Here is a 25,501-nt window from a genome sequence, read left to right on the forward strand (position 1 = left end):
CTGTAAGAGCGGAACCATAAGTGGCCGTTACCGCAGCAACGGATATGCACACTATCGACCTCCCCCACCCCTCAAAAGCTGCATCTGCTGCCGATAATCATCCGTCACCTGCCGCGCCTGCCCGCTATTGGTCACCACCCGAGGCGTAATCAACACAATTAACTCCGTACGCTCCCGAGACTTACTGGTGTTGCCAAACAACCACCGCAACCCCGGAATCTTCCCCAGATACGGCACCGAGCTGACCCCCTCAGCGTTGTCCTGCTTGATCAACCCCCCAAGCAACACCGTCTGCCCACTCTGCACCGCCACCTGCGTCGACACCGAACGCGTCGAAATGCGCGGATTCACCGGCGTATCACCCGTGCCACTCTGACTTTGCGCATCACTGACCTGCTGCTGAATATCCATATATACCAACCCCCCCGGATTAATCCGCGGCACCACATCCAGAATCACCCCCGTCTGCACATATTCCACACTGCTCAACGTGGTATCCGAGGTGCCGGTATTGACCGTGGTCTGGCTGATGGGAATGTTATCCCCCACCTGAATCTGCGCCGGCTGGTTATTCATCACCACAAGCGACGGCGCCGACAACACCTGGGTCCGGCCGTTCTTCTCCAGCGCGTGCAACGCCACTTGCAGGTTCGAACTGACAAACGAATAAAACAACGAATCCGCCGCCCCCAACCCTGCCCCGCCACCGCCCAGCGCGCCTTGGCTGCCGGACTCGTTGGCCACCGTAGTACTCGTGGAATTCCCCGCCAGACGCCCCAAATACCACTGCACACCCAAGTCCAGTTCACCACTGAGCTTGACCTCAAGAATGCGCGTCTCGATCTGCACTTGCAGCGGCGGGTTGTCGAGGCGTTTGATCGCAGCCTCGATCTCCTTCCATTGCGCCGGACGGGTCCGCACCAGCAACTGGTTGCTGCTGTGCTGGGCGGTGATGCGGGTACCTGCTTCGAGTCGGCTGACGGGCGTCGCTTCAGCAGTGTCCGGCTCCGGCTCCAGCTCCTCAGTAACGGGTGCAGGGTTCTGCACGCTGTTGTTGGGCGAGGACAAGGTCGCGGTGCGCAACCCCGGAGCAACCTTCGCCGGCGTATCGTCCTTGATTGCGCCCGTGCCGTAGATCTGCCGCAGGTATTTGGCCAGGTCGGCGGCCTTCATGTTGCGCACATCGTAGACATACATCTGCGGCTCGTTCCCGCCGCCTTCGTCAATCGTGCGAACCCAGTCACCGACCTCGCTGAGGTACTGCGGCTGGGAGGAGATCACCACCACCGAATTGGTGCGCTCAATCGGCAAAAACCGCAGCATGCCCCCCAAGGGGCTGCCGCTGTCGGCGCCGAACATCGCTTGCAGCTCGGGCATCAACTCGGCCACCGAGGCGCGTTGCAGGCCGAACACGCCTACCGACATGCCTTTGAGCCAGTCCACATCAAAGGTGTCGATGGTGTCCTGATAGTTGGCCAGTTCATCCGGCGTGCCGGCCAGGCTCAATACGTTGCGCGCCGGATCCACCAGCAAAAACGCATTCTCGCGGGCGAACGGTTTGAGCAGCTTCTGCATCTCGGTGGCGGAGATGTAACGCAAGGGAAACAGCCGCGCCGAAAGGCCGCTGGAGGGCGCGGCCACCTTCATCTGCGGCACCAGCTTGCCCGCCACGGCCTGGTCTGCGGGCAGAATCACGTAGCGCTGGCCTTGGCGGATCATCGCGTTGCCCGTCCAGGACAGCAGGGTTTCAAGGATCGACAACGCCTGTTGTTTGTCGACCGGTTTAGAGGTGGAAAAGCTCACGCTGCCTTTCACACCCTGGGCGATGCTGTAGTTTTCGTGCAGCAGGTCGCCCATCACGCTGTTGATCACCGCCTCGATCGGCTGGTCGGCAAAGTTGAACACAATGTCGCCGCCCTCCTCTTTCGCCTCCGCTGTCGCCGCCGGCGGGCGCACGAATTGCTGGTTGCCGCGAATCAGCTGGCGCTGCGGCACAGGCAACGCTTCGGGCTGCGGGCTTTCGGGTGCAGGCGCCTCAGTCGGCGGGCGTTGCGCACCGGTGCCTTGCAGGGCTTCGTGGAGCAGTTCGTCGTCCGCGCCGGGGCGGTCGGGGAAGGATCCACAGCCGCCCAAAGAGACGGCGGTGGCCAGGCAAAACAGGGAGGTGCGCATGTCGATCAAGGGAGGGGCTCGCGGGGCAAAGTCACAGGTGGGCGGGTGGACGGCGGAGGCAAGCGCTTGGCGTACAGGCTCAAGGTTTGGGTGCGGCCGTCCAGAGCGAATCGGGCGTATTGCGGGGTGAGGTGTTCCAGGCGCCAGCCGTTGGGCAGGGTTTGGCCGAGGCGCACGGTCAGGGCCGGGCCGTTCGCCCGCTTGAGCATGGCCATTTGCAGGTTGCCGGTGATCATGATGCCGCTCAGGGTCAGGTCGGCCAGGCTCGACACTTGGGCTTTACCTACCACGCGGTCGGGGCTGCGCTCTGGGCTGAACAGCGGGGCCTGCCACGTGGCGGAGAGGTTTTCCAGCGGCACGTTCGGCGCACTTTGTACGCGGGCCGAAGGCTGGGCGCGGGTGTCGGGTTCGGGCAGCCACTGCGGTTCATCACCGACGCTGCTGAGGATCACCGCCATCAACACGCCGAGTACGCCGGCCAAGCCGAGCAAGCCCCATTCCAGGGGGCGCAGTACGCCGATCATCGCGACACCTGCGGTTGCAGATAGCCGCGAACCAGCAGGTGCACCACCAGTTTGCCCGCGCCGCCACTCGCCGGCGCCTCGCGACTGCGGCGGATGCGCAGCTCATCCACAAACAGAAACGGCGGCTGATATTCCAGCTCATGCAACAGCGCCTCCAAGGGCTCGATAGCGCAGTTGAGTGTGAGGCTGACCTGGACCTGGCGATACGGCTCGCCGCTGTCCTGCTCCGGGGTGATGGGCTTGCGCTGGGTCAGGCTGCAACCGCCGCCGAGGTTGGCGTGGCTGCTGATCAAATCGGCGAGGCGTTGCATCAGGTCCGCAGCGACCACATCGGGGTCATCGCCCGGCAACAGGCTGGTGGTGCTGGCGGGGTCTTGCTGCGCGCGCTCAAGCTGCTGGCGCAGCGCATCGCGGTGGCGCAACACACCCGCATAGCGTTGCTGCTGTTCGCGCAATTGCTCGGCCTGCTCGCCCATGGCGCGCAAAGGGCCGGCGAACCAGCTGTCGATCAACAGCCAATAGGCGGCGCCGACAACCGCCGCCAGCATCAGCAAGGCGGCACCACGGCGTTCACGGGGTGTGAGGGGTCGGCGCATCGGCGGCCTCCGGGCGAAGGTGGGCACGCAGGGCAAAGCGGTCTTTGCCGGTGCGGGCATCGGGTTGAATCACGCCTTCGAACTGGGCGTTTTCCAGGCGTTTGCAACCCTTGATACGGGTGATCAGGCCGCTGGCCTTGGCACTTTGTCCGGAGAGGGAAATTTCGCCGTCCTTGACGTCCAGCTGGTCAAGCCAGGTGTCGGCAGGCAGGCAAGTGGTGAGGTCATTGAGCAGTGCGGCAAGCGGTGGCTGCGCCAGCTTGCGGCGAATCAGGTACTGCGCCGCGCCCCGGGTAGTGAGCAGTTGCTGGCGCAAAGCGTGGACCTCGGCGACCTGGGCTTTTTGCAGCTCGACACTGGCCCGCATGGCATCGACCACACGCTGGCGGTCGTTGAGCCACAGCACCATCGCGGCAATCAGCAATGCGCCACACAGCCACGGCAGGCTGCGTTGCAAACCTTTGCCGCGTGGCGGCGTGCGTGGGCGCAGTGGCGCGGGGAGCAAGTTGATTCCCAGGCCTGCCACGTCCACACGATGCGGGCGCAGGCCAAGCGCAGCGCAGCCGGTGAGGATGTGGTCGAGGTGTTCGCGCAGGATCGCCACCAGCATCACCTGAAGATGAGTCGGCGTGCGTTGCTGCAGATGCGCGACGAAGTACAGCTGGTCCGCCTCAAAGGGCGTGTAGCGGTCCAGTTCATAGCCGACCACGTCGTTGAGGTTGCGCGCGGCGGCCAGCGGCAGTTGCACGGTTTGCAGCAGCACCGCGTCCGGGCCGAGCATCAACACCTGGCGAGAGGTGCCAGGCGCAAGCGGCTCCGTCAGGGGCCAATGATTAATGTGCTCCGGCGGCTCCCGCAACACCAGCCAGCTCGGCACACAGCCGCGCAGCTCGGCGAGCCACAGGCGCCAGCCTTGTTGTAGCAGGCTGCCGCGCCAGTGTCGGGCAATGGGTTCCAGTCGATTCATTCTTGCCAGCGCAGCACCCGGTAGGGTTGCCCGCTGTCCTCCGTTGGGCTCAATAAAACCGTGAGGTGCAGCCGCGCCTGATAACCGCCGGGGCGTTCGGCGCGGCTGTCGATCGCCAGCATTTCGCCTGGGTCGGCCCCCTCGGCGTCTGGGTGCGGCAGGTTCAGCGCCTCGCGCATCAGCGGGCTGGCAAAGGCGGGGTCGGGGCGATCAAGGTCACTCCACAAAGTGAGCTCCGGCAGTAACTGGTTGTAGAGCGCCTGGGTCATACCGGGCAATGGACGCAGCTCTTCCAGCACCCGAAACGGCGCCAGGCCCTGGGCGCGCCGCGCGTCGAGGGCCTTCATCAATTGCACGGCCTGGGCACTGGTGGCGCCGCAGGCCCGGGCCAAACGCGTGAAGTCATCCGCTTCGGCGTTGGTCAGGTAGAGCTTGCCGCGCTCGCTGCGCAGGCTGACGTGCACGCTGGCGTCGTCGAACGTGAGGGGGATGTCGCGACCGTCAGCCACCCACTGCCGCCCGGCCATGACCATGGCGATACCTGCCTCGGCCGCCAACACCGTTTGTACATGCTCGCGCAGCCACAGCGCCTGGCGACTTTGCAACTGCACCCAACCGGCCAGGCCGCCGAGCAGCACGCTGAGCAACGCCAGGACCCATAGCACCAGCAACAGGGCCGCACCGCGTTGGCGCTTCATTCGGCCGAGGCTCCGCTGGACAGGTTCAGGCGCAGGGCAATCACTTCGGTCACCCATGGCACCGGTCCGTTGACGTGGGCGGCGATACGCACTGCGTCGGGCAGGCGCTTGGGCCACGGCCATTGATTCAGCCAACCGGTGGGCTGACCCAGAGGCGACAGGCCGCGATAGCTGAATTGCAGGCTGTCGACAGTGTTCAGCAGCACTTGTGGCTCACGTTGCGGAAAACCCACCTGCAACGCCCGTTCGGCGCGTTGCAGGGTCATCCGTTGAATGCCGCCACCGAGCACACCGGGCAAGGTCGTCACACACTCCAGACGTTCGGGCGTGCCCGTGAAAAAATCCTCGCCATGATTGATATTCAGCGGCAGCGCCTCGCTGATCGAGGTGCGCAAAAACTGCTGGGCGGCGCGCATTTCATCCAGGCTGGCGGTGTAGTGCTGGGCCTTGGCCACCGCACGATTGGCGCCCAGTAACGCGCCACCAACCAGCACCAACAACACGCTCAGCAAACTCAACACCACGAGGACTTCCAGCAAGGTGAAGCCCTGCTGACGGCGCCTCACAGACGCGCCTTCAAGGTGCTGAAGCGGGCGTGATGCCGACCTTCGCTGACCGTCAGGTCGAGACGAAACACGTCCTGCTGACGGGTGCGCGTCAACTGCCACTGCATGCCGTCGAGTTCGCCCCGGCTGACGCCCTCCGTCAGCGTGCCGGCCGTTTCCTGATCGAGCACGCTGAGCGCTGCGTGGGTCAGGCGATCGCTGTGAGCGACTTGCGCCAGCGAACGCGCACTCTGGCCGAACGCGACCAACAAAACCGTGCTGCCCACCGCCATCAGCGTCAGGGCGGCAAGCATTTCAAGCAAGGTGAAACCGGCCTGGTGCTTCATGGCAATGCCTTGGACGCAACGCTGCCGGTCAGCCAGCCGATGTCGATGCGCCAACGCCGGCTGCCGTTGGCCACCAGCAGATTGCCGCCGGTGGAACTGCCGTCGGGGTAGAACTCGATGGCAGGCCCAACGTGTTCGGCGGTGTGCAACGTCACGTTTAGTTCGTCCGGCCAGCGTTGAAGGGTACGGCCTGGCGCCTGAAACGTCTGGCCCTGTACATCAAATTCAGTCCGCGCAGCCTTGCCACCGATAACGGCTGCAGCCCGTGTGGCGCGCAGCGCATCGACCATTTCGCCGACCACGCGCCGCTCTTTCGCTGCCTGCACACCCTGGCGTATACCCAGCCCCAACACGCCCGCAGCGAGGCCGATCAGCAGGATGACCACGAGCATTTCCAGGAGTGTGAAGCCGCGCTGGTGCATGGCGCCGTTATTCCCAATTGCCCAGGTCGGCGCTATAGCCATCGCCGCCCGGTTGGCCGTCCTGGCCGTAGAAAATCAGGTCAAAGGCGCCATGCTCACCCGGGAAGCGATAGCCGAAGGCATGGCCGAACGGGTCCTTGAGGTCCGACGGTTTGGCATACGGCCCGGCCCAGCCTGACGCGTTGGCGGGCTTGTCGAGCAGCTGTTGCAGGTTGTTGGGCGGTGAACCAATGTCGAGTGCGTAGCTGTCGACCTTCATGCTCAGCCCGGCCAACTGCGCCTTGCCCGCGCCGTATTTGCCCTTGTCCACGTTGCCGCCGACCTGGCGCACCACAATGGTTGCGACAATGCCCAGCAGCACGATCACCGCGAGCATTTCCAGCAGGGTGAAACCGCCTTGGCGGCGTGAAGTTCTCATCGGGTGTTCTCCTTCAAATAGTGCTCGTCAGGCTCATCAGCGGCAGCATGATCGCGAGCATGATCACCGCCACGAGTACGGCCATGATCACGGTCAGGGACGGCACCAACGCTGCGAGCAAGCGCTCGATGCCGCGTTTGGCTTCGACGTCGAACACGTCGGCGACCTTGAGCAGCATGCTGTCCAGTTCACCGGCCTGCTCGCCGACTTCAATCATTTGCAAGGCCAGGTCCGGCAGCAGCGGCTGAACGCCGAAAGCACTGGCCAGGGTGCCGCCGCCTTTTACTGATTCCGCCGCGTCCTCCACTTGCACCTGCAAGGCGCGATTGCTGCAGACCTGCCGGGCAATCACCAACGCGGGCAGCAGCGCCACGCCGTTGCTGAGCAAAGTACCGAGGGTGCGCGTCAGGCGCGCTGCTTCGACACGCTGCAACAGGGGGCCGATTACGCGCATACCGAGCAGGCGGCGGTCGTAGTTCGCTCGGCGTTGCGGGTCACGCAGACGCGCAAACACCCCCCATGTGGTCACGATCAGCGCGGCCAGCACCATCAGGCCGTAGTCGCCGAGGAATTGCCCGAGCGCGAGAATCACCTCGGTGATCAACGGAATCGGCACGCCCAAATCCTGAAAAATCGGTACAAATTGCGGCACCACATACGCCAGCAACAGCGCCAGTGACCCGAGCACGCCGACCACCAGGAACGCCGGGTAGATCAGCGCGTTGATTACCTCGCCGCGCAGCAACTGGCTGCGTTCCAGGTAATCGCTGAGCTGGCGCAAGGTGCTTTCCAACGCACCGCCCGCCTCGCCGGCACGCACCATGCTCAGGTACAGCGGGGAAAACGTACCGCCCTCTTCTTCCAGCGCGGCGGATAACGGTTTGCCGGCCTTGACGTGATCGCGGATGCGCTCGATCAGCGCGCGCACCTGGGGTTGGCCGGGTTGCCTGAGTAATAGCCCAAGGGCGCGCTCAAGCGGTTGACCGGCGCCCAGCAGCGTCGCCAATTGCTGGGTGAAACTCACCAGCGCCGCGCCCTTCAGTTGCCCGCGCGCGCGGCGCAGCAATGGGCTGCGCGCCGCGTCGATGTGCAATAACAGCAGGCCACGCTTTTGCAACGCGGCGACGGCGGCGGCTCTGTCGCGGGCTTGTAGTGTGCCGTTGTGAGCCGCGCCCTGGCCGTCCAGCGCGCGAAACTTGAACAGGCTCACGCGCCCTCTCCAAGGGTGACTCGCAGCACTTCTTCCAGCGACGTGATACCCGCCAGCGCCTGGCGCAATCCGTCTTCATACAGGGTGCGCAAACCGGCGCGGCGGGCGGCCTGTTCGAGGGTGGCGGCATCAGCGTGGCGCATCAGCAGACCACGCAGTTCATCGTTCATCACGAGCAATTCGGTGAGCGCGCTGCGGCCGTGATAAGCGCCGTTGTAGAGCCGAATCGGGCGTTGCTCGGTCAAGCGATCCAGACCGTGTTCGGCGATCAATTGTGGCGACGCTTCAAAAGCAACGCGCGTGGCGGGGTCGAGGCGCCTGACTAGCCGCTGCGCAAGAATGCCGCTGACCGTCGACGCAATCAGGTAGCTCTCCACGCCCATGTCCAGCAGGCGCGTGATGCTCGCGGCGGCGCTGTTGGTGTGCAGGGTCGAGAGCACAAGGTGCCCGGTGAGAGACGACTGAATCGCGATGCGACAGGTTTCCAGGTCGCGGATTTCGCCGATCATGATCACGTCCGGGTCCTGACGCACGATGGAGCGCAGCGCACCGGCGAAGTCCAGGCCGATGGCGGGCTTGACCTGGATCTGGTTGATGCCTTCGAGCTGGTATTCCACCGGGTCTTCGACGGTGATGATTTTGCGCTCGCTGGTGTTGAGCCGCGACAACGCGGTGTAGAGCGTGGTGGTTTTGCCGGAGCCGGTGGGCCCGGTCACCAGCAAAATGCCGTGGGGGCGCGCCAGTAAATCGAGGAAGGTCGCCAGCCGCTCGCCATCAAAGCCCAGGCTCTGAAAATCGAACCTGACGGTTTGCCGGTCCAGCAGGCGCATCACCACCGACTCGCCAAAGCTGGTGGGCACGCTGGACACGCGCAAGTCGAGTTCCTTGCCCTGGATACGCAGCATGATGCGCCCGTCCTGCGGCAGCCTGCGCTCGGCGATGTCCAGCCGCGCCATGATCTTCACCCGCGAAATCACTGCCGCCGACGAACTGGCGGGCGGCGCTTCGGCGTCGTGCAGCACGCCGTCAATGCGGTAACGCACTTTGAGCTGAGTTTCGAAGGGTTCGATGTGGATGTCCGAGGCGCGTTGCTCCACGGCGCGCTGCAGGATCAGGTTGACCAGGCGAATCACCGGCGCTTCGGAGGCCATGTCCTTGAGGTGTTCGATATCCTCCAGCGCGCCGCCCTGCTCATCGAGGTTTTCGATCAGCGTACCCATGGCGGAACGGCCTTGGCCGTAATAGCGCTCGATCAGCGTATCGACCTCATTGCGCGGGCCGATGGCCAGCCACACCGGCACCTGACAGGCGTAGGCCAGTGCCTGAAACGGATAACCCTGCGCTGGATTGGCCGCCAGTACACGCAGGCCGCCCTGGGTCCAGCCCATGGGCACGATTTGGTAGTGGCGCATAAAGCGCTCGGTGAGCACCGGCAAAGGGTCCAGCAGCGGTGGTGCGGCGTCTGCCAGCAACAGGGGGGCATCGAGCAAATCGGCCCACGCGCGGGCCAGTTCGACTTCAGAAACCAGCCCCAGGCGCGTGAGCACGCCGAGCAGGTCACTGGCGTCGGTGGACAAACGCCGGGCTCGCTCCAGATCAACGGTTTTCAACCCGGCATGCTGCGTCAGCCACGCGCACACTTGATCAGTGTGCGGTATCTGCATATGGCAGGCATCGATAAGGGCTGACGACATAATATTAAGTTCTAGTTGCGAGAAAGTATGGCTATTTGGAACTACCGAGAAGTGCCATTAGTTAGCCACGCCCGAAGAAAGAGTTAGCAGGGTTAATCGACTGGAAGTTCCAACGCTAGTTCCTGAGGCGGGGAAACAAACTGAAATGAATAGCCACGGGCTGTCCCGGATTTCCGGTACAACCCTTGTTTTAGAGGGTGCGCAGCGAAGGTCTCGGGTTTAGCTAATTGCAATGAGCCACTTCGTTAGTTGCTCAGGCGTTCTCGCGCTCAATGGGGTGGCAATCCAAAAGATTCAAGCGTTGCACTTCATCTCTCACAGTTGAACCGGGTCAGGCGTGAAGTCGGGTGCTTTTTTCGACTATGCACATCGGCGTGCCGGACACGGGTTCATTGATGACCTGCACTTGCACATCAAATACCTGACGCATCAACTCGACGCTGATCACCGCGGCGGGCGTCCCATCGGCAACCAGCTGGCCGCCGTGCATCACCGCCAGATGGTCGGCATACCGGCAGGCCTGGTTGATGTCGTGCAGCACGGTGATCACGGTCTTGCCTTCTGCGGCCAGCTCGCCCATCAAGTCCAGCAATTCGACCTGGTGGCTGATGTCGAGGTAAGTGGTCGGCTCATCCAGCAATACCACCGCTGCATTTTGCGCCAACACCATGGCCAGCCAGGCCCGCTGGCGTTGGCCGCCGGACAAGTCCGCCAATGCGCGGTCGGCCAGGCTGTCCAGTTCCAGTCGTTGCATGGCCTGCGTTACCTGCGTTTGGTCACTGCCACTCAGGCGCCCCCACAGCGAGTTATGCGGGCTGCGGCCATAGGCGACCAACTGGCGCACGCTGACGCCTTCCGGCACCGGCAACACCTGGGGTAAAAACGCAATGTGCTGGGCCAATTGGCGAGCGGAAAGGCTTGCATAGGCCTGGCCATCCAGCGTCAGTTCGCCCCTGGTCGGTTTGAGAATGCGCGCGAAGGTCTTGAGCAACGTCGACTTGCCACAACCGTTCGGGCCGATCAGCGCCGTGACCTTCCCCGCCGGCGGCGCAAATGAAAGGCCCTGCACGATACGCGTGGCGTCGTAGCCGATGTCGAGTTGATGTGCCTGGAGAATGCTCATGTCATCAGCCCTTGAACCGTGCCAGCAACCAAAGAAAATACGGCGCGCCAATCACCGCCGTGAGTACCCCCGCCGGGATTTCGCTGGGCGCGATCAGCGTGCGTCCGAGGGTGTCGGCGAGCACCAGCAACAGCGCGCCAATCAACATCGCCGCCGGCAGCAAGAACAGGTGATGCCCGCCGACCAGCCGCCGCGCCATGTGCGGCGCAACCAGGCCGATAAATCCAATCGGCCCGATCACCCCCACGCCCAGGCTGGTGAGCAGCACCGCGCAGGCCATCGCCAGCCAGCGTGTGCGGTTCAGCGCCGTACCCAGGCTGTGCGCCGCCTCGTCGCCGAGGGCGATCAGGTTCAGCGGTTTGGCCAGGCACAGGCCCAGCGGAATCAGCACTAGAAACGGCAACACCAGCGCCACGTGGTGCCAGTTGCGGCTCCACAAACTGCCGGTGAGGGCAAGCAACGCGGTGTTGATATCCAATGGGTGGGACAGGATCAGAAATTCGGTGACGCTCGACAAGGTCACGGCAATGGCCACCCCCGACAGCGCAAAACGCACCCCGGAAAAGCTCACACCCGTGTTGTAGAGCGCCAGCAGCAAGGCGCCGCCGGCACCGCCCAGGCAAGCCACCAGCGGCAGCCAGGCGATCGGCAACTGCGGCCAGCTGATGATCGCAACCGTCAGCGCCAGCCCCGCGCCTTGGGTCACGCCGAGGATTTCCGGCGAGGCCAGCGGGTTGCGGATCACGCCCTGCACAATCGCCCCCGCCAGGCCAAAAGCACAGCCTGCGAGGACCGCGATCAGGCTGCGTGGCAGGCGGTGGTTCCACACTTCGAAGTCGAGGGCGTTGTGGGCCAACAGGTGTTGCAGCACGGTGTCGGGTGTGAGCCACGACGTGCCCGCGCTGAGGCTGACAAAGGTCGCCGCCAATAACAGGCCGACCAGCAGCCAGAGGCGCAAGCGTGGCCGGATCATAGGGTGCGCCTGGCGAGAAAGAGGAAGAACGGTGCGCCGATCAGTGCCGTGACCACGCCTGCCGGGGTTTCCACCGGAAAGGCCACGGCGCGGCTAAGCAAGTCGGCACCCAATACGATCACCGCGCCCAATGCCGCGCTCAGCGGAATCAGCCAGCGGTAATCATTACCCAAAAACTGACGAATGATGTTCGGCGCGATCAGCCCGACAAAACCGATGGGGCCGACCGCGCAAACACTGGCGCCCACCAGCAGCAGGCTGGCGACAAACACTTGCAAGCGCAGGCTGGCGATACCCACGCCGAGGGAGCGCGCAGCGTCTTCGCCAAGGTTGATCAGGTTCAAACGCGGCGCGCACCACAGGGCCCACAGACCACCGATCAAGGTGCACGGCCAGAGCAATTGCACTTGCGCGGCGCCGACGTTGGCCAACGAGCCGGCCAACCAGTTCAACACGCTTTGCGCCTGGGCCTCGACCAGAATCACCGTGAGCCGGGTCAACGCTGCGCACAACGCAGCGACGGCGACACCGGCCAGCACCAACCGCCCCTGCGCCGTGGTGGGCGACCACGCACCGCCCAGGCTGAACACGGTGATCCAGGCCAGCGCGCCGCCCACACATGTCATCAACAACGCACCGCCGGCAAAGGGTGGCGCGACCAAGCCGGTCGAAAACAGCGCCAGCCCCAACGCCGCCCCCGCCGTGACGCCGAACAATGAAGGCGACGCCAGACGGTTGCGCGTGATGCCCTGCATCAGTGCACCGGCCAGGCCCAGGCAGGCGCCCACCAGCGCGGCGCAGACCGCGCGCGGCACGCGCAACTGGGCGACGATATAGGCCATATTGCCGCCCACGCGGCCCTGATGAGCCAGGCCGTTCCAGGCGTCTGTCGCGGTGATGGTGAACGGTGATCCGAGGTACAACGAAAACCAGAACAACCCGGCACCGAGCAACACGATGCCCACGGCGGCGACACTGCGTTGCACGCTTATTGGCTCAGTACGGCTTTGCCGCCTTTAAGAATGGCCAGGGCGTCTTCGGCGATTTGCTCGGAAGCGAGTACGCCACGGTTGCGCGCCCAACTGTCGCCATCCACTTCGGCAACGTGATGATTACGCACCGCGCCAAGCACTTGCCACAGCGGCTGCTTGCTCCAGGTGTCGACGATGCTCGGGCGACGGTAATGGCCGACCAGCAGCCAACCCGGGTCCAGTGCAAGCAGTTGCTCCAGGCTGACGAATTCGGTGGGGGCGGCCTTGGCGCGTACCGACGGGACCTTCAAGCCGATGGCTTCCAGTACGCTGCCAGCGTAGGAGTCCGGGCCGTGTACGGAAAAACTGTCTTCACGGGCAACGCCGAACAACACGCTGGCACCGGAGGGGATCTGCTGCGCAATCGCTTTCAGGTGTTCACGGTTCTGCGCGATACGCGCTTCCATCTGCGGGCTCTTGCCAAGGGCTTTGCCGATCAGCTCGGCGGATTTCAGACTGCCCTGATAATCCTCACCGCGCGACGGCAACAACAGCGTTGGCGCGAGACTCGACAGGTCGCTGTACAGCGCTTGATGGCGGTTCAGGTCGGCGATGATCAGGTCCGGCTTGAGGCGGGCGATCTCTTCGATGCTCGGCTGCGAACGCAGGCCTACGGACTTCCACTGGCCGATGGCCTGGCGCACGCGGGGCAAGACGCGGTTGGCGTCGCCATCGTCGGCGGCGCCTACGGGCGTGACGTCAACCGCGGCCAGGCTGTCGAGAAAGGAAAACTCCAGTACCACCACGCGCTTGGGCGCGTCCGGCAAATGCACGACGTGCTGGCCATCGTTGAGGTCGATGGGGGCGGCGCTGAGTACGCTGGAAGACAACGCCAGGAGGCAGGCCGCAAGGGTCGGGATGGAGCGCAGCATTCGCATGGAGAGTACCTCGGCGTTAAAACACCCCGGCTAGACAGGCTGGGGAAAACGGCGGGTACTATTCCATATCGGCGCGTTGCAATCAAAAAACATTCTTATTAACACTGTAATTCCCTGTGGGAGCTGGCTTGCCTGCGATCGCGGTGGGTCGGGATCAAATATAGACACTGATACACCGCTATCGCAGGCAAGCCAGCTCCCACATTAGTCCTGCGCTTAGAAATCGACTGTGGCGGACAGCAGGTAGGTTCGGGGGGTTGATAAGGTCAAGCCCGGCTCGCTGTCATCCGAAGCACCGGCCGAGCTCCAGTAACGTTTATCGGCGACGTTCTCGACATTCGCGCGCAAGGTGATGTGTTTGTCATCCACCTTGAAGGCATAGCGCGCGCCCACATCGATGCGGTTCCACGCGTCAATCTGCTTGACGTTGGACTGGTCCAGGTACTGCGAGCTGGAATAGATGCCACGGCTGGTCAGGGTCAGCCCTTCCAGCGTTGGCACATCCCATTCGGCGCCAAGGTTGACGTTGTACTTGGGCGTGGCCGGTGCGCGGTTGCCGTCGAAAGTGCCGTTGGTGGTGTGTGTCAGCTCACTGTCGATTACCATGACCCCACCGAGCAAGCGAAAGCCCTTGAGCGGCTCGCCGAACACAGTTAGCTCCACGCCGTCGTTCTGGCGCTTGCCGTTGGGGCCGAACACGCGAGTCGTGGCGTTCGTCTCGTAGGCAGGCTGTTTGATGCGAAACACGGCAGCGGTCACGGCGAAGGCGCCGGCATCGTATTTGGCGCCGACTTCGACCTGACGGCTGACAAATGGCGGAAAGATTTCATCTTCGTTGACCGACGTAGACGGCGCGATCTTGCCTTGGCTCAAACCTTCCATGTAGTTGGCGTACAGCGACAGTTTGTCGGTGGCCTTGAACAGGAGGCCGCCCGAGGGCGAGATTTTTTCTTCGTCGTAGGCGGTGTCGCCTTTGACGTTGTCGGTCCAGTCATCGACCTTCACCCGCTGCCAGCGCGCGCCGAGGGTGAGTAACAGACGGTCGTCGAAAAAGCCCAGGGTGTCGGAGAGTGCCAAGCCGCTGAAGCGGTTCTCGGTGTAAACCTTGGCGTCCAGGCGCGTCGGCCGTGACGGTGTCGGGGTTTGCAGCGGATCGTACAGATTGCTTGGTGCGGCGGCATAGCGCGCGCCGCCGTTTTCGAAGTCCATGTAGAAGTAGCTGGCCGCCAGGTTCAGCTCATGGCTGACCGGCCCGGTGTGAAACCAACTGCGCACGCCCGCCGTGGCGGTGCGCACATTTTCGTCGCGGGTGAAATCCCGCGGCAGCACGCTGAAGTCCCCGGCGTTATTGGTGACAGCCACCGCGTGCCTCAGGAAGTCGTGGTTACTTTTACGCGCGCCGACGCCGCCGTAGAGCATCACGCTGTCGCTGAGGTCGAACTCGCCGTTGAGCGTACCGAAGGTGTCGTTGGTGCTGGCGTTGCTCCAGGACTGCGCATAGTTGCGATGCACCTCATTGGCACTCGGCACCCTGGCATTGGGGCCAACTTGCACACGTTCCTGCGGCGCATCGGTATCTCGCTCGGTGTGGCCGATATCGGTGGAAAGGCGCAGGCGCTCGCCGCGAAAATCCAGCCCGAGCACCGCCATTTCGCGGTCGACGCTCTGATGATCCCATTCCGTATCGCCCGACTGTTTGACGCCGTTGAAGCGGATGCCGAATTTATTATCCTCACCAAAGCGCCGCCCCACATCCACCGCGCCACCGGCCTGGCTGCCCGAGGCCCAGGTGCCGGTAAACGAGTTGATGTCCTTATCGGTGGCGCGCTTGGGTACCACGTTGATGCCACCGCCGACGCTGCCGCGCGGTGAAATGCCGTTGATCAACTGGCTCGGGCCTTTGAGGATATCGACGCGGTCGGCCATTTCCATGTCGATGGTGTAAGTCGGCAACACGCCGTACAGGCCGTTATAGGCCACATCACTGTTGAACAGGCTGAAGCCGCGAATGGTGAACTGCTCGTAGCGCCCGCCGGCCGGGTTGGTGGCGCGTACCGAGGGGTCGCTGGCCACCAGGTCACCGAGGGTGCGCGCTTGCTGGTTCTTGACCGCGGCCTCGGTGTAGGTGGTCATGCTGAACGGCGTTTCCATGAAATCCCGCGAGCCCAGCAGGCCTTGGGAGCCACGCCGCGCGACCTGCCCACCGGCGTAGGTATCGCCGTCGGCGACGTCGGTAGCGCCGAGAATGGACGTCGGCGCCAGTTGCACACTGCCATCCTCCGGCGCAGGAACCAGCCTGTAGGCCTGCTCCCCCATCGGTTGCAGTCGCAAGCCCGAGCCCTGGAGCAAACGGGTGAAGCCCTCCTCCACGCCATATTCACCGGACAAACCACTGCTGCTGCGCCCGCTGACGAGCGCCGGGTCCACCGACAGGTTCACCCCTGCCAACCCGGCAAAACGGGTCAAGGCGGCACTCAGGCTACCGGCCGGCACCTGGTAACTGCGGCGGGTGGCGGCGTCTTCGGCGTAGCTGACGGCGACGAATAACGGGCTGGTACTGAGGCTCAGCAGCAGGCTCAGATTGAGCAGAGGGCGCAAGCGCAAGGGTGGGACTGCGGGCATTGGAGGAAGCTCTCGATGTGTTCACTTGCCTGAAATGACCGGCGAGGTGAAAAAAGGGGACAGGCTTTCGCCAATTTTTTTCGTCTTGCATAGAGGGCCCCCATTGCTCAGGATGGCGGCCTGATTTCAATCCCTGCAAGAAGGCTCGACGCATGAAGCTATTGCGTAAATGGCGCGAACACCAAGCGCGCAAAGCGTTGCGCGCACTCCCCCCCCTGGAGCGCGCTACGCAAAAACTGCGCAACCGTTATCCCGCGTACAGTTTTGGCGTCGGCACCTACGGCGACCTGAAAGTTCACGACTGGCATGAAGGCACAACCCTGCGCGTGGGCGCCTACACCTCCATTGCTGGCAATGTCGAAGTGTTTCTGGGTGGCCACCACCGTACCGATTGGCTCAGCTGCTACCCCTTTCCGGCCAAGGTCGACAGCGTCGCGCACATTACGGACTTTGGTGGCAGCAAAGGCGACGTGACCATCGGCAACGACTGCTGGATCAGCTCGCACGCGAAGATTTTGTCGGGCGTTTCGATTGGCAATGGCGCGGTCGTGGCAGCAGGCGCACTGGTGACCAAGGATGTCGCGCCCTACTCCATCGTCGGCGGCAACCCAGCCAAGCATATCCGCTGGCGTTTTGATGAGCCGACCCGCGTGATGCTGGAACAGTCAGCGTGGTGGGACTGGCCGCAGGAGGAAGTGTTGAGGGTCGCGCATTTACTGTGCAGTACGGATCTTGCGCCGTTTGTGGAGTACGTAAAGCAACGTCCGCGCAAGTGAAGCGTATCTAAAGCCGGGCATGAAAAAACCCAGGCAGATAACTATCTGGCTGGGTTATCGATCAATTCAGTACAGCAGCGACTCATCCTGAACACCGCGCATCACCGTATTATTTCGAGGTGCAGGTCTCAACACCGTTGCCACCGCCCATGTATTCAGGCTCGTAGTAGGTCTTTTCGATCTTGAACTTTCCTTTGGACGGGCTGCTGACTTTCGCCAACGCCACGCCAAAGTCCTTTTTGGAAGGATCGACGTTGACGAAGTTCATCGCTAAATGATCACGGTCAGCGACGACGGAACCGTTGTAGACAAGCGCTCCATCGGCTTCGACCTTGGCTTTATAACCACCGAATTTACCCGAGCTGTACTTGCTGTCGAGTGTCAGTGTCATCTCACTTTTGCCTTCGCCATCGTGCACGTCCGTGCCCACACATTCATACACACCACTGATATCAACGCCAGAAAACGGCTTGAAGGTGGTTTTTGCTTCCGCCGCATGGCTGGCGCCAGCGATCAGGCAGAGGGAAGCGGCTACAACTGAAGCGAGTTTTTTCATGAAAATGCTCTCAGGATGGGCGGGGTAATGTGCCGGCAGTTGATCGCCTGAAGCACTTTTCATCCTGTGGTTCTACTAGACGTTTGTCGAATAACATTTAATTTATGAACAGACGTGCCGGCGCTTACGCAAGAGGGCTGAGAGAAGCTTTGTGGGCCATGTGAGCGAGGGCGTGACCAATGACTACAAGCGAGACGATGAAGAAATCGTTTGGCCCGAGGCAGTTCCCGAACAGGGTATCAATGAAATCACCCAGTAGTTTTGCGCAGGCACAAAAAAGCCGATCTATATGATCGACTTAAGTGTTTGATTTAATTCAGGAATAATGGTCGGGACGGAGTGATTCGAACACTCGACCCCTAGCACCCCATCTCCTTTTTCATACTTCTTGAAAGCTTCCAAAATTTTACTCTGGATTTTTCTAAGCTAGTATTTACTTGAGCTCCAGCGGTGTTCTGCTCTACGAGAGTCCAGTAACGTCCATCAAGAGCCGACGTTTTTGTGGGGGTAAAAGTAGGGGGAGTCCGTTTCATGGCCAAAATTACCATCAAAGAACTCGAGTCGCTGACCGCCAATGATGCCGGCCGCATCGTCAGGGAGGATGGCAATCTCGCCGGTCGAATTTCCGTGCGTAAGGACGGTGTGTCGGTCAGCTTTTTCTATCGGTATCGCTGGGGCGACCAGAACAAAGAGTACGCCTGCGGAACCTGGCCGCGCAAATCCCTGACGGACATACGCAAGGCCCGCAACCAGGCACGTGCGCTCATCGATGAGCAGATCAATCCCAACGAACACAAGAAAACCGCCAAGGCACAGGCGCATGCCGCAACGAACGCAGAAGCCGAGCAGGTAAAAACGGCGAAGGTGCAAACGCTGACCGTCCAGGATCTGGCCAAAGCCTGGCTGTTGGACGGCGTGGCGCGCAAAGATGGCAATGCCGAGTTGCAACGGCGCTTTAGTAAGGACCTTTACCCAGCACTCGGCAAGACCGCGGTGAACAATGTTTCGGAACACGATATTCGGGCGCTGATCCGCACCGTGGTCAACCGCGGCGCTCACCGTCAAGCCATCAGCTTCTTCGCCGACCTCACCCAGATGTTCAGCTGGGCTAGAAAGCGCCAACCTTGGCGGGCGTTACTGGTGGAGGGGGATCCGACGGAACTGGTCGACATCTCCCCCCTGATCCCTGCCGACTACGAAGCGGAAAGAAGCCGGATCCTTTCCCCGGCTGAGCTGTTGGAACTGCACACCCGCTTCCAGCAAATGACTGCCGATTACGACGCCCTCCCCGCGGGCCAAAAATACGACGGCATTCGACCGCTAAAGAAGGAAACGCAACTCGCGCTCTGGATTAGCCTGGGCACGCTGTGCCGGATTGGTGAGTTGCTCCAGGCCGAATGGAAGAATGTCGATCTGGACCGGCAGACCTGGTTCCTCCCCAGCGAAAACGTCAAAGGCACCCGGGGCAAGAAACAGGACCACCATGTCTTCCTCTCCCCCTTCGCCTTGCATTTCTTTCAAGAGCTCAAAACCCTGACGGGAGACTCCCAGTGGTGCTTTCCGAACAAGCAGGATGACGGACATGTGGACGTGAAAGTGGTGAGCAAGCAGGTGGGTGACCGTCAAGCCCGGTTCAAAAACCGCAAGGCCCTCTCCAGACGGTGCCATGACGATACCCTGGTCCTTGCCGACGGCCAAAACGGCGACTGGACGCCGCATGACTTGCGCCGCACGGGGGCGACCATGATGCAAGCCTTAGGCGTTAGCCTGGACGTCATTGATCGCTGCCAAAATCATGTACTGGCCGGCTCTCGGGTGAGACGCCACTACTTGCATCACGACTATGCCGACGAGAAGAAAAACGCCTGGAACCTGCTGGGCGATCGACTCAGTGCGGTGCTGTCCTCGACCTACGAGCACACGCCAAACGAGTCGAAGTTGTCTTTTCCAGCGTACACGACGAAAGAGCCCCGGACATCCTCATAGGGCTGTTTCACCCTGCGTTCACCGGAATTTAACGTCCCCCTGCTGTGATCCATAATTGGCGATGAGCAAAGGTGGCAGATTGCATGTACACATTCGTGAGTTTTACCGTCAAGGAACTGTTCGAAAAAGTATGGCAAACACCCATGGTCAAACTGGCCCACGAAATTGGTGTTTCCGACGTCGCCGTCGCCAAAGCTTGTCGCAAAGCCGGCATCCCTCTCCCTGGGCGTGGCCATTGGGCCAAATCGGAAAAGCAGCGACAACGCAAACCCAAACCTCCTCAGGTCGAAGGCAATGTCCGATTCCAAGTGCTCAACCGTGACAACTCGCTCATCGCGACTGGCACTGATTTGAACTCACCTATAGTCCGGCGAACGATTGAAGCCCCCTATCAATTATCCGAGCCTCACGCGCTAGTGAGTCAATGGCTAAAGAGTGCAAAAACGTCGAAGGTCAAGGACGGCTACCTCAATTACGCAGGCAAGCGCGTCTTGAATGTGATGATTTCATCGACATTGATAGAACGCTGCGCAATCCTTTTTGATGCATTGATCAAAGAGGGTCAGGCTGAAGGTTGTTCATGGAAGATCAACGCTGAAGGAAAAACAGTCATCACGGTCAACGATGAGCCCATATCTGTGCGACTCGTGGAGCGATTAGACAAACATCCGATCCCACCGCCACCGCCCCCAAAACGCCGCCCAGGTGCTCCATGGGAGCCTAATTTCATGTCCCTGCGACGCCCACAGTTTGAATGGGCCTCAACGGGCGAACTGACGTTTCAGATCGAAGCGCGGATGGATTACGGAGAACGGAAAAACTGGAAGGACACCAAGACCGCGCCGCTCGAGAAAAAACTTTCTAGCATCCTGGCGGGCTTAAATTCCGCATCAGTTTCTATCAAGGTCCTCAGAGAGAAAGAGGAGGCAAGAAATCGTGAATGGGCTGAAGATGAAAGACGACGTCTTGAACGAGCCCGTACAACAGAGACTCAACGTCGCCTCAGACTGAGCGTCGTTAAACATACTGAGCGATGGGAACGAGCCGAGCGCTTACGAGCCTTCATAAAAGCGGTGGAAGATCGGCTGAAAATTGCCCCGATCGCAGATCAAGAAATGGTAAATCCTTGGATCGACTGGGCTCGCAAGCAGGCTGATCTCTTGGATCCTTTGAAGGGGAATCTGGCATTCATTACCACGTTGGAGGTAGAGCTAGAAAGCTGGTTCAGTGGCTCACACTACGGACAGGCGGAGAAAGGTTGGTGGTCTGAGTAGTCGGCAACGATGTAGACCTCAGGAAACACGACTTTGAATGGGCCCTAATCGCAACGTTTAGAGAATTGGTCATCGCAAATTTCCCTACTGCTACGCTGTCCTCACACGGAGAATAACCAATGACCAATTCAGACCTGCTCCCTTCCCTGCTTTTCAAGATCAATCAAAACCAACTCGCCCTCGAAGCTGCCATCATGGAGCTAACACTTTGGGTCGAGCATCGCGGGTCTGCTGAAGTAGCCGAGAATGTTCGCGGTGCACTTGACACAATCAGCAAAAACGAAGAGTTCATCAAAATGACACTCGCGGTGCTGATGGCGCCGGAGTGACGTCGTCTGGAGAGTCGCAAGTCATTGCGAACACTCAGTACAGTACTGAGTTTCTAGATACTACGGAGTGCTGGAACTTCTCCTTCATCGCTGAATTACGAAAACGCAACATCATGATTTTTCTAAACAAATACTGGGCTTCGCGGTTTTTTATTTATATACGGAAAAAATAGTGTGCTTGAGGACCCAGTTTGAAAATCGCCTGACCGGCATTAATCAGAATACGAGCGATCAGCGTTCGACGCATTTCCGATTAGAAAAGAGACGTTTATGAGCGATACTAGTAAGCGACTTAGGGAAGAGCGTGTGCGATTGGAATACACGCAGGCTGCTTTGGCTAAGGTGGGCGGTGTTTTGGTAAATACGCAATATAAGTATGAGGAGAGTAAGCGAAGTCGAGCGCTTTGTATCTTGCTCTATTAGCTAAAATTGAAGTGATCTTGTGTATGTGTTGACTGGGAGACGTTCCCAACAGGTCTGAATGGGCGCCATCCACCCTGCTAAAAAGGGCTGGTACTGTGTTGTGCAAATGGGCGTACACTCGTCATTCAATCGTATGCATCATGATGCAGGGAAAGTAAGCCATGAACGACGAGAAAAATGAGCTGCATTCAAACAGCCTAGAAGCCTTCGAGTTACTTTCCAAGATCGCTACGGCAACCAGCCGATTAGAGGCAATCAAGCTTGATTTTTCTATGCATGCTCTGTTGTGGGGTTCGGAAGCTCATGGAAAGTTAAGCCGACTCGACGCGGATAATTTATGTATTGTGTTCCGAGTCGCATTTGAAAAGCGCATGTTTGAACTGGCTTCTTCACAAGAGAACACCAAAATTCCAAGATAACTTCCCCAGATCTGGAGACACCTTTATATTGCCTGGACTGCCGTCGACACGGTTAATATCTGTGTCTGCCTAGACTGGTCCGTCGACTTGCAAATCGTTTCCAATGCATCGCTCCCCTCCCCCCTAACGCACATCATTCAGTGCGTCAATCAGTTCACTTTTACGCATAGTCGAGCGTCCTGCTATCCGGTGTTTACGAGCTCGGTCCATCAGCTCATTTTTGCTCATGTCCTCTAATAGCTGATCAGGACGCGGGACCGCTCGTCGTGTCGCTGCAGCTCGCAGGACTGATGATTCTCGGGCTTTAGCTTTTGTAGCTCCGCTTGTCTTCTGGCCAGAGCCACCCTTCCGGTTACCGCCACCTGATTGTTTATTTACTGTTCCCCAAGCACGGCTTTCGGCCTGATCTTTGGACACCCCTTTTGCCTCGTAGCTATCTTCAATATGTTCTGCTTTACGTTTTTGCTTGTCGGTGTACTTATCTTTATTCCCACGTGGCATAGTTCCATCCTCCTAGTTGCTAAGCAATCCGCCTAAAACTGTAGAGCGCCGAAACGAAACCGGGTTCAGGCCAACCGATAAAAGGTTTCTCGAACACCATTGCCAATGTCAACTGCCTTCGGGCTAGAAAGCCTCATCATTAATATGGGCACATCACTCGTTTAGCAGCGCCTAACCAAATCAGGCAATTCATCTCAATCACCATTAATTGATGTATATGTCTTTGGCCTAAGCGATTAACGACCGCCCGGACCATCAATCACTACTCATTATCATCGGCCCTGCCCTCTTGCATCTGTACAGAAGACTTCGTGCCACTCGAATTGCCTTTCGTTGCCTTATCGGCGTTGTCAAAACATCCATGAAGCATGAAGGCGCTGCACAAAGCTAAACAAATAGATAACCTTTTCATGATCGTTCACCTTCCAGCAAGTGGTTCATAAAAGGCACGAGATTTCAGACCGATCATCGCACCCCATTTAGCTTACTTTTCAAAGTCCGACTTTAAGCGGGAGCCACCATAAACTTAGGCGTGCTGTGCTTTTTTCCACTACTGAGGTGCCGAACGCTCGCGCGTCGCACCTAGGTACAGCTTGTTCTCCACTCATACCTGCGCCTTTAACGGCATCAGCCATCGTTGGTCGTTGACGCACCTCAGCCGGAATAATTTTTGAATGGCTAGTAGCCATCAAAACCAGCAAGCTTATTCAGCACCTTCTGCATCTCGGTAAAAAGTACGTAACATCCTCTTTGTGCCACTCAAGGCGAGCGGAGAAACAGAAAGTTTGTCCGGCTCACGAGTGGATCTTCCAATAAACACTGCCCCCCCGATTGTCGAGAGCGCAATGGCGAACTTATGACGGCTTTTGAACATCCCCCCTCAAACTGCCTTGACTCTAAGCGCTCAATACACTTCAGTAAGCAAAGAGATTTATCTTCACAAAAAACCATTCCGATACCAGCCGGCAAAGAATTGGCTAATCAGCTCACACTGCTGGTTTGAGCACGACCTTCGTCCAGCCATCGTCACGTGCGTCGAAATGCTTATAAGCATCTGGGCCCTCAGCGAGCTTGAGACGGTGAGAAATGATCTGAGAAGGTTTAGCACGTCCATGGTGAATGAGCTCGGCAAGGCGGCGGTTGTAGACCTTGACATTGGCCTGGCCGGTTCGAATCTGCTGGCCCTTAAACCAAAAGGCACCGAAGTCGAAGGCCATCTTTCCCGCCTTTGCCAGCTCATTTTTTGCACCTAGATCCTGCGGAACGAATACGCCTACAACGCCGATCCCGCCGGTGGCTTTGGTTGAAGCGACAAGGTTATTCATGGTCAGGTGATTTACTTCATGACCGTTGCGATCGCAGCATTGGTAACCCACACACTCACAGCCGCGATCCGTGCCTTTGCCATGGGTCAGATTCAATATTTGATCCACTGCTTCCTTTTCGAGCGAGTTGATGGGCGTGGCGCCAATCTGAGCGGCCAGCTTCAAACGGTCAGGATGGTTATCGACCACAAAGACTTGGGAGGCGCCCTTGATCATGGCTGAATGGGCTGCCATCAATCCCACCGGTCCGGCGCCGTAGATGGCGATGCTTTCTCCAGGAAGCAGGCCGGCCAACTCGGTCGCATGCCAACCCGTAGGGAAAATGTCAGATAGCATGACGTAGTCCTCTTCACGCTCTTGTGCGTCATCGGGCAACACCAGACAGTTGAAGTCGGCGTACGGCACTCGAAGCAGCTCAGCCTGCCCGCCTTGATAGGGTCCCATGTCGGCAAACCCATAGGCCGCACCGGCACTCCCTGGGTTAGCCGTCAGGCAAAAACCGGTCAGGCCCTTCTCACAATTTTCGCAAAAACCGCAGCCGATGTTGAACGGCAAGCAAACTCGGTCGCCTATCTTGACCCGATCAACCCCTACACCAACTTCAATCACCTCGCCCAAATTCTCATGCCCAAAAACTCTTCCAGCTTCAAACGAGGTTCGGCCTTCGTACATGTGCAGATCAGATCCGCAGATGTTGGTGGCGGTTACGCGCACCAAAACATCGGTAGGCTTTTCGATCTTAGCGTCCGGTACATTTTGCACACTGACGTCACGAGGGCCGTTGTAAACAATAGCTTTCATTGCGTTCTCCCAGAGGCAAGACGAAAGGGAATTTTCGTCAGCGCATGTTTATCTGTCCGGAAGAGGAAATCGTATGTTCAAGAAATCCACCTGCAGCCTGACGAGCGGTAATTCTCAGATCCGATCAAAAAAGTCTGAATTATTCGCCCGTACGTCCCTCTCTCATCTAAACCGTTAGGAGATTGATTGGAGGAGTTGTCTTGAGTTATCTGGACTGGGTTCAGTGGCCTGCCATGGCAGTAACAGTGGTCGCGGCGTGGCTTATCGGCTCTCAACGCCCGGCGAGAAGAATGGCGGGGTTCTTCTGCTTCATATTGAGCAATATTCTTTGGGTTATATGGGGTGCTTACGCTGGGGCCTATGCATTGATCGTGCTGCAGATCTGCCTCTGTTCGATGAACCTGCGCGGGTTTAAGAAGAATTTTCAGAGTCAGTAATCGCGATTCAACCGGAGGCCCGGTTGCCGCGTTGATTTTTCCTGAACCCGCGAGCGTTCATGCCCAGCAAAATGCACTCGAGCGTAATCAGACCGAAAGCATTTGCGTGCCATCCCCAAACAACCCACAGCGCATTGCTGAGGATGAAGCCCCAGAAAGCAATCATGCGTCGGCGCGGTCGTTGAGATCCGATAAACCAGGCCGAGATGACCGTCACGACCATGGCTGGCCATTGCACCCAGTCAATCAGATCCACACATCACCCCTTCCGGGGCTGAGAGCTGAACTCATGGAAGGTTCAACTCCGTGGGGGGCATGGTAGGCATAGGGAAGCCAGGTACGTTTTGGGCAGAAATCACACCCCCCTATCATTGATATCCCTCCACCTTGCCAAGTGTCTTCAGCAATCGACACTGCGCGAACGCGAAAGGTTTAAGTCAGCTGGATATTCGGA

At 59.6% G+C, this 25,501-nt stretch carries 26 protein-coding genes; 6 read left to right on the top strand and 20 right to left on the bottom strand.

Annotation, left to right across the window (positions count from 1 at the left end):
- Positions 1-51: 51 nt before the first annotated feature.
- The 16 genes from gspD to BFW87_RS00080 all read right to left on the bottom strand — a co-directional run bounded on the left by gspD (position 52) and on the right by BFW87_RS00080 (position 16,220).
- The gene (gspD, locus tag BFW87_RS00005) at positions 52-2,172 is read right to left on the bottom strand and encodes a type II secretion system secretin GspD (RefSeq protein WP_078737976.1); all 2,121 of its coding nucleotides are present in this window, start codon (positions 2,170-2,172) and stop codon (positions 52-54) included.
- Positions 2,173-2,177: 5 nt separating this feature from the next.
- Positions 2,178-2,696 carry a general secretion pathway protein GspN gene (locus BFW87_RS00010; RefSeq protein ID WP_078737977.1) on the bottom strand — a complete coding sequence of 173 codons (519 nt, stop codon included), beginning with the start codon at positions 2,694-2,696 and terminating at the stop codon, positions 2,178-2,180.
- Positions 2,693-3,292 carry a type II secretion system protein GspM gene (gspM, locus tag BFW87_RS00015; RefSeq protein ID WP_078737978.1) on the bottom strand — a complete coding sequence of 200 codons (600 nt, stop codon included), beginning with the start codon at positions 3,290-3,292 and terminating at the stop codon, positions 2,693-2,695. Before gspM ends, BFW87_RS00010 begins: the two co-directional genes overlap by 4 nt.
- On the bottom strand, positions 3,267-4,259 hold the full coding sequence (locus BFW87_RS00020; protein ID WP_078737979.1) for a PilN domain-containing protein: 993 nt from the start codon (positions 4,257-4,259) through the stop codon (positions 3,267-3,269). Before BFW87_RS00020 ends, gspM begins: the two co-directional genes overlap by 26 nt.
- Positions 4,256-4,957 (bottom strand): general secretion pathway protein GspK, encoded by a 702-nt coding sequence (locus tag BFW87_RS00025; protein ID WP_078737980.1) that lies wholly within the window; start codon positions 4,955-4,957, stop codon positions 4,256-4,258. The genes BFW87_RS00020 and BFW87_RS00025 overlap by 4 nt, the downstream gene beginning before the upstream one ends.
- Positions 4,954-5,523 carry a prepilin-type N-terminal cleavage/methylation domain-containing protein gene (locus BFW87_RS00030; protein ID WP_078737981.1) on the bottom strand — a complete coding sequence of 190 codons (570 nt, stop codon included), beginning with the start codon at positions 5,521-5,523 and terminating at the stop codon, positions 4,954-4,956. Before BFW87_RS00030 ends, BFW87_RS00025 begins: the two co-directional genes overlap by 4 nt.
- Positions 5,520-5,849 (bottom strand): prepilin-type N-terminal cleavage/methylation domain-containing protein, encoded by a 330-nt coding sequence (locus BFW87_RS00035; RefSeq protein WP_078737982.1) that lies wholly within the window; start codon positions 5,847-5,849, stop codon positions 5,520-5,522. Before BFW87_RS00035 ends, BFW87_RS00030 begins: the two co-directional genes overlap by 4 nt.
- Entirely contained in the window at positions 5,846-6,271 is a 426-nt protein-coding gene (locus BFW87_RS00040; RefSeq protein WP_078737983.1) for a type II secretion system protein, read from the bottom strand. Before BFW87_RS00040 ends, BFW87_RS00035 begins: the two co-directional genes overlap by 4 nt.
- Before the next feature lie 7 nt (positions 6,272-6,278).
- Positions 6,279-6,689: a type II secretion system major pseudopilin GspG gene (gene gspG, locus BFW87_RS00045; RefSeq protein ID WP_078737984.1), complete on the bottom strand. Its 411-nt coding sequence runs from the start codon at positions 6,687-6,689 to the stop codon at positions 6,279-6,281.
- A gap of 13 nt (positions 6,690-6,702) precedes the next feature.
- Positions 6,703-7,899 carry a type II secretion system inner membrane protein GspF gene (gspF, locus tag BFW87_RS00050; protein WP_078737985.1) on the bottom strand — a complete coding sequence of 399 codons (1,197 nt, stop codon included), beginning with the start codon at positions 7,897-7,899 and terminating at the stop codon, positions 6,703-6,705.
- Complete coding sequence (gene gspE / locus BFW87_RS00055) at positions 7,896-9,563, bottom strand: type II secretion system ATPase GspE (RefSeq protein WP_439848369.1); 1,668 nt, start codon at positions 9,561-9,563, stop codon at positions 7,896-7,898. Before gspE ends, gspF begins: the two co-directional genes overlap by 4 nt.
- Positions 9,564-9,924: 361 nt before the next feature.
- A complete protein-coding gene (fecE, locus tag BFW87_RS00060; RefSeq protein WP_078737987.1) occupies positions 9,925-10,716 on the bottom strand; it encodes a Fe(3+) dicitrate ABC transporter ATP-binding protein FecE in 792 nt (263 codons plus the stop codon).
- Between the two features lie 4 nt (positions 10,717-10,720).
- A complete protein-coding gene (locus BFW87_RS00065) occupies positions 10,721-11,689 on the bottom strand; it encodes a FecCD family ABC transporter permease (protein WP_078737988.1) in 969 nt (322 codons plus the stop codon).
- Complete coding sequence (gene fecC / locus BFW87_RS00070; protein WP_078737989.1) at positions 11,686-12,675, bottom strand: iron-dicitrate ABC transporter permease FecC; 990 nt, start codon at positions 12,673-12,675, stop codon at positions 11,686-11,688. The genes BFW87_RS00065 and fecC overlap by 4 nt, the downstream gene beginning before the upstream one ends.
- A gap of 2 nt (positions 12,676-12,677) precedes the next feature.
- On the bottom strand, positions 12,678-13,592 hold the full coding sequence (locus BFW87_RS00075) for a Fe(3+) dicitrate ABC transporter substrate-binding protein (RefSeq protein WP_439848370.1): 915 nt from the start codon (positions 13,590-13,592) through the stop codon (positions 12,678-12,680).
- A 222-nt stretch (positions 13,593-13,814) separates the two neighbouring features.
- A complete protein-coding gene (locus tag BFW87_RS00080) occupies positions 13,815-16,220 on the bottom strand; it encodes a TonB-dependent receptor (protein ID WP_078737991.1) in 2,406 nt (801 codons plus the stop codon).
- A gap of 152 nt (positions 16,221-16,372) precedes the next feature.
- Here BFW87_RS00080 and BFW87_RS00085 point away from each other — a divergent pair, with 152 nt between their 5' ends.
- Positions 16,373-16,996 (top strand): CatB-related O-acetyltransferase, encoded by a 624-nt coding sequence (locus BFW87_RS00085; protein WP_078737992.1) that lies wholly within the window; start codon positions 16,373-16,375, stop codon positions 16,994-16,996.
- Between the two features lie 109 nt (positions 16,997-17,105).
- Here BFW87_RS00085 and BFW87_RS00090 read toward each other — a convergent pair whose 3' ends face one another.
- Positions 17,106-17,615, bottom strand: coding sequence for a hypothetical protein (locus BFW87_RS00090; RefSeq protein ID WP_078737993.1), 510 nt, complete (start codon positions 17,613-17,615; stop codon positions 17,106-17,108).
- Positions 17,616-18,083: 468 nt separating this feature from the next.
- On the opposite strand from BFW87_RS00090, the gene BFW87_RS00095 reads away from it, so the two are divergent.
- The 4 genes from BFW87_RS00095 (at position 18,084) to BFW87_RS00110 (ending at position 21,983) form a co-directional block, all read left to right on the top strand.
- Positions 18,084-19,538, top strand: coding sequence for a tyrosine-type recombinase/integrase (locus BFW87_RS00095; RefSeq protein ID WP_078737994.1), 1,455 nt, complete (start codon positions 18,084-18,086; stop codon positions 19,536-19,538).
- An 83-nt stretch (positions 19,539-19,621) separates the two neighbouring features.
- Positions 19,622-20,812, top strand: a complete 1,191-nt coding sequence (locus BFW87_RS00100; protein ID WP_078737995.1) for a hypothetical protein — start codon at positions 19,622-19,624, stop codon at positions 20,810-20,812.
- 119 nt (positions 20,813-20,931) lie between these two features.
- Entirely contained in the window at positions 20,932-21,141 is a 210-nt protein-coding gene (locus BFW87_RS00105) for a hypothetical protein (RefSeq protein ID WP_071495989.1), read from the top strand.
- 584 nt (positions 21,142-21,725) lie between these two features.
- A complete protein-coding gene (locus BFW87_RS00110; protein WP_008438611.1) occupies positions 21,726-21,983 on the top strand; it encodes a hypothetical protein in 258 nt (85 codons plus the stop codon).
- A 123-nt stretch (positions 21,984-22,106) separates the two neighbouring features.
- Here the strand turns inward: BFW87_RS00110 and BFW87_RS00115 are convergent, their stop codons facing one another.
- Both BFW87_RS00115 and BFW87_RS00120 read right to left on the bottom strand, forming a co-directional pair.
- Positions 22,107-22,484: a Rho termination factor N-terminal domain-containing protein gene (locus BFW87_RS00115; protein ID WP_078737996.1), complete on the bottom strand. Its 378-nt coding sequence runs from the start codon at positions 22,482-22,484 to the stop codon at positions 22,107-22,109.
- 986 nt (positions 22,485-23,470) lie between these two features.
- Complete coding sequence (locus BFW87_RS00120) at positions 23,471-24,610, bottom strand: glutathione-independent formaldehyde dehydrogenase (RefSeq protein WP_078737997.1); 1,140 nt, start codon at positions 24,608-24,610, stop codon at positions 23,471-23,473.
- 200 nt (positions 24,611-24,810) lie between these two features.
- Here BFW87_RS00120 and BFW87_RS00125 point away from each other — a divergent pair, with 200 nt between their 5' ends.
- Positions 24,811-25,047: a hypothetical protein gene (locus tag BFW87_RS00125; RefSeq protein WP_176159685.1), complete on the top strand. Its 237-nt coding sequence runs from the start codon at positions 24,811-24,813 to the stop codon at positions 25,045-25,047.
- 7 nt (positions 25,048-25,054) lie between these two features.
- On the opposite strand, the gene BFW87_RS00130 is transcribed toward BFW87_RS00125, so the two are convergent.
- A complete protein-coding gene (locus BFW87_RS00130) occupies positions 25,055-25,303 on the bottom strand; it encodes a hypothetical protein (protein ID WP_008438620.1) in 249 nt (82 codons plus the stop codon).
- Positions 25,304-25,501: the final 198 nt, after the last annotated feature.

It is taken from the genome of Pseudomonas fluorescens, assembly GCF_002022275.1.
Taxonomy (GTDB): domain Bacteria; phylum Pseudomonadota; class Gammaproteobacteria; order Pseudomonadales; family Pseudomonadaceae; genus Aquipseudomonas; species Aquipseudomonas fluorescens_AJ.

Bases quoted from the DNA above. Each gene is read 5' to 3' on its own strand.
- BFW87_RS00065 (WP_078737988.1), bottom strand. From the start codon at position 11,689: ATGATCCGGCCACGCTTGCGCCTCTGGCTGCTGGTCGGCCTGTTATTG.
- BFW87_RS00105 (WP_071495989.1), top strand. From the start codon at position 20,932: ATGACCAATTCAGACCTGCTCCCTTCCCTGCTTTTCAAGATCAATCAA.
- BFW87_RS00120 (WP_078737997.1), bottom strand. From the start codon at position 24,610: ATGAAAGCTATTGTTTACAACGGCCCTCGTGACGTCAGTGTGCAAAAT.
- BFW87_RS00095 (WP_078737994.1), top strand. From the start codon at position 18,084: ATGGCCAAAATTACCATCAAAGAACTCGAGTCGCTGACCGCCAATGAT.
- BFW87_RS00080 (WP_078737991.1), bottom strand. From the start codon at position 16,220: ATGCCCGCAGTCCCACCCTTGCGCTTGCGCCCTCTGCTCAATCTGAGC.
- gspE (WP_439848369.1), bottom strand. From the start codon at position 9,563: ATGCAGATACCGCACACTGATCAAGTGTGCGCGTGGCTGACGCAGCAT.
- BFW87_RS00115 (WP_078737996.1), bottom strand. From the start codon at position 22,484: ATGCCACGTGGGAATAAAGATAAGTACACCGACAAGCAAAAACGTAAA.
- fecE (WP_078737987.1), bottom strand. From the start codon at position 10,716: ATGAGCATTCTCCAGGCACATCAACTCGACATCGGCTACGACGCCACG.
- gspM (WP_078737978.1), bottom strand. From the start codon at position 3,292: ATGCGCCGACCCCTCACACCCCGTGAACGCCGTGGTGCCGCCTTGCTG.
- BFW87_RS00090 (WP_078737993.1), bottom strand. From the start codon at position 17,615: ATGAAAAGTGCTTCAGGCGATCAACTGCCGGCACATTACCCCGCCCAT.
- BFW87_RS00025 (WP_078737980.1), bottom strand. From the start codon at position 4,957: ATGAAGCGCCAACGCGGTGCGGCCCTGTTGCTGGTGCTATGGGTCCTG.
- BFW87_RS00040 (WP_078737983.1), bottom strand. From the start codon at position 6,271: ATGCACCAGCGCGGCTTCACACTCCTGGAAATGCTCGTGGTCATCCTG.
- BFW87_RS00020 (WP_078737979.1), bottom strand. From the start codon at position 4,259: ATGAATCGACTGGAACCCATTGCCCGACACTGGCGCGGCAGCCTGCTA.
- BFW87_RS00075 (WP_439848370.1), bottom strand. From the start codon at position 13,592: ATGCTGCGCTCCATCCCGACCCTTGCGGCCTGCCTCCTGGCGTTGTCT.
- gspG (WP_078737984.1), bottom strand. From the start codon at position 6,689: ATGAGAACTTCACGCCGCCAAGGCGGTTTCACCCTGCTGGAAATGCTC.
- BFW87_RS00035 (WP_078737982.1), bottom strand. From the start codon at position 5,849: ATGAAGCACCAGGCCGGTTTCACCTTGCTTGAAATGCTTGCCGCCCTG.
- BFW87_RS00100 (WP_078737995.1), top strand. From the start codon at position 19,622: ATGTACACATTCGTGAGTTTTACCGTCAAGGAACTGTTCGAAAAAGTA.
- BFW87_RS00010 (WP_078737977.1), bottom strand. From the start codon at position 2,696: ATGATCGGCGTACTGCGCCCCCTGGAATGGGGCTTGCTCGGCTTGGCC.
- BFW87_RS00085 (WP_078737992.1), top strand. From the start codon at position 16,373: ATGAAGCTATTGCGTAAATGGCGCGAACACCAAGCGCGCAAAGCGTTG.
- gspD (WP_078737976.1), bottom strand. From the start codon at position 2,172: ATGCGCACCTCCCTGTTTTGCCTGGCCACCGCCGTCTCTTTGGGCGGC.
- BFW87_RS00110 (WP_008438611.1), top strand. From the start codon at position 21,726: ATGAACGACGAGAAAAATGAGCTGCATTCAAACAGCCTAGAAGCCTTC.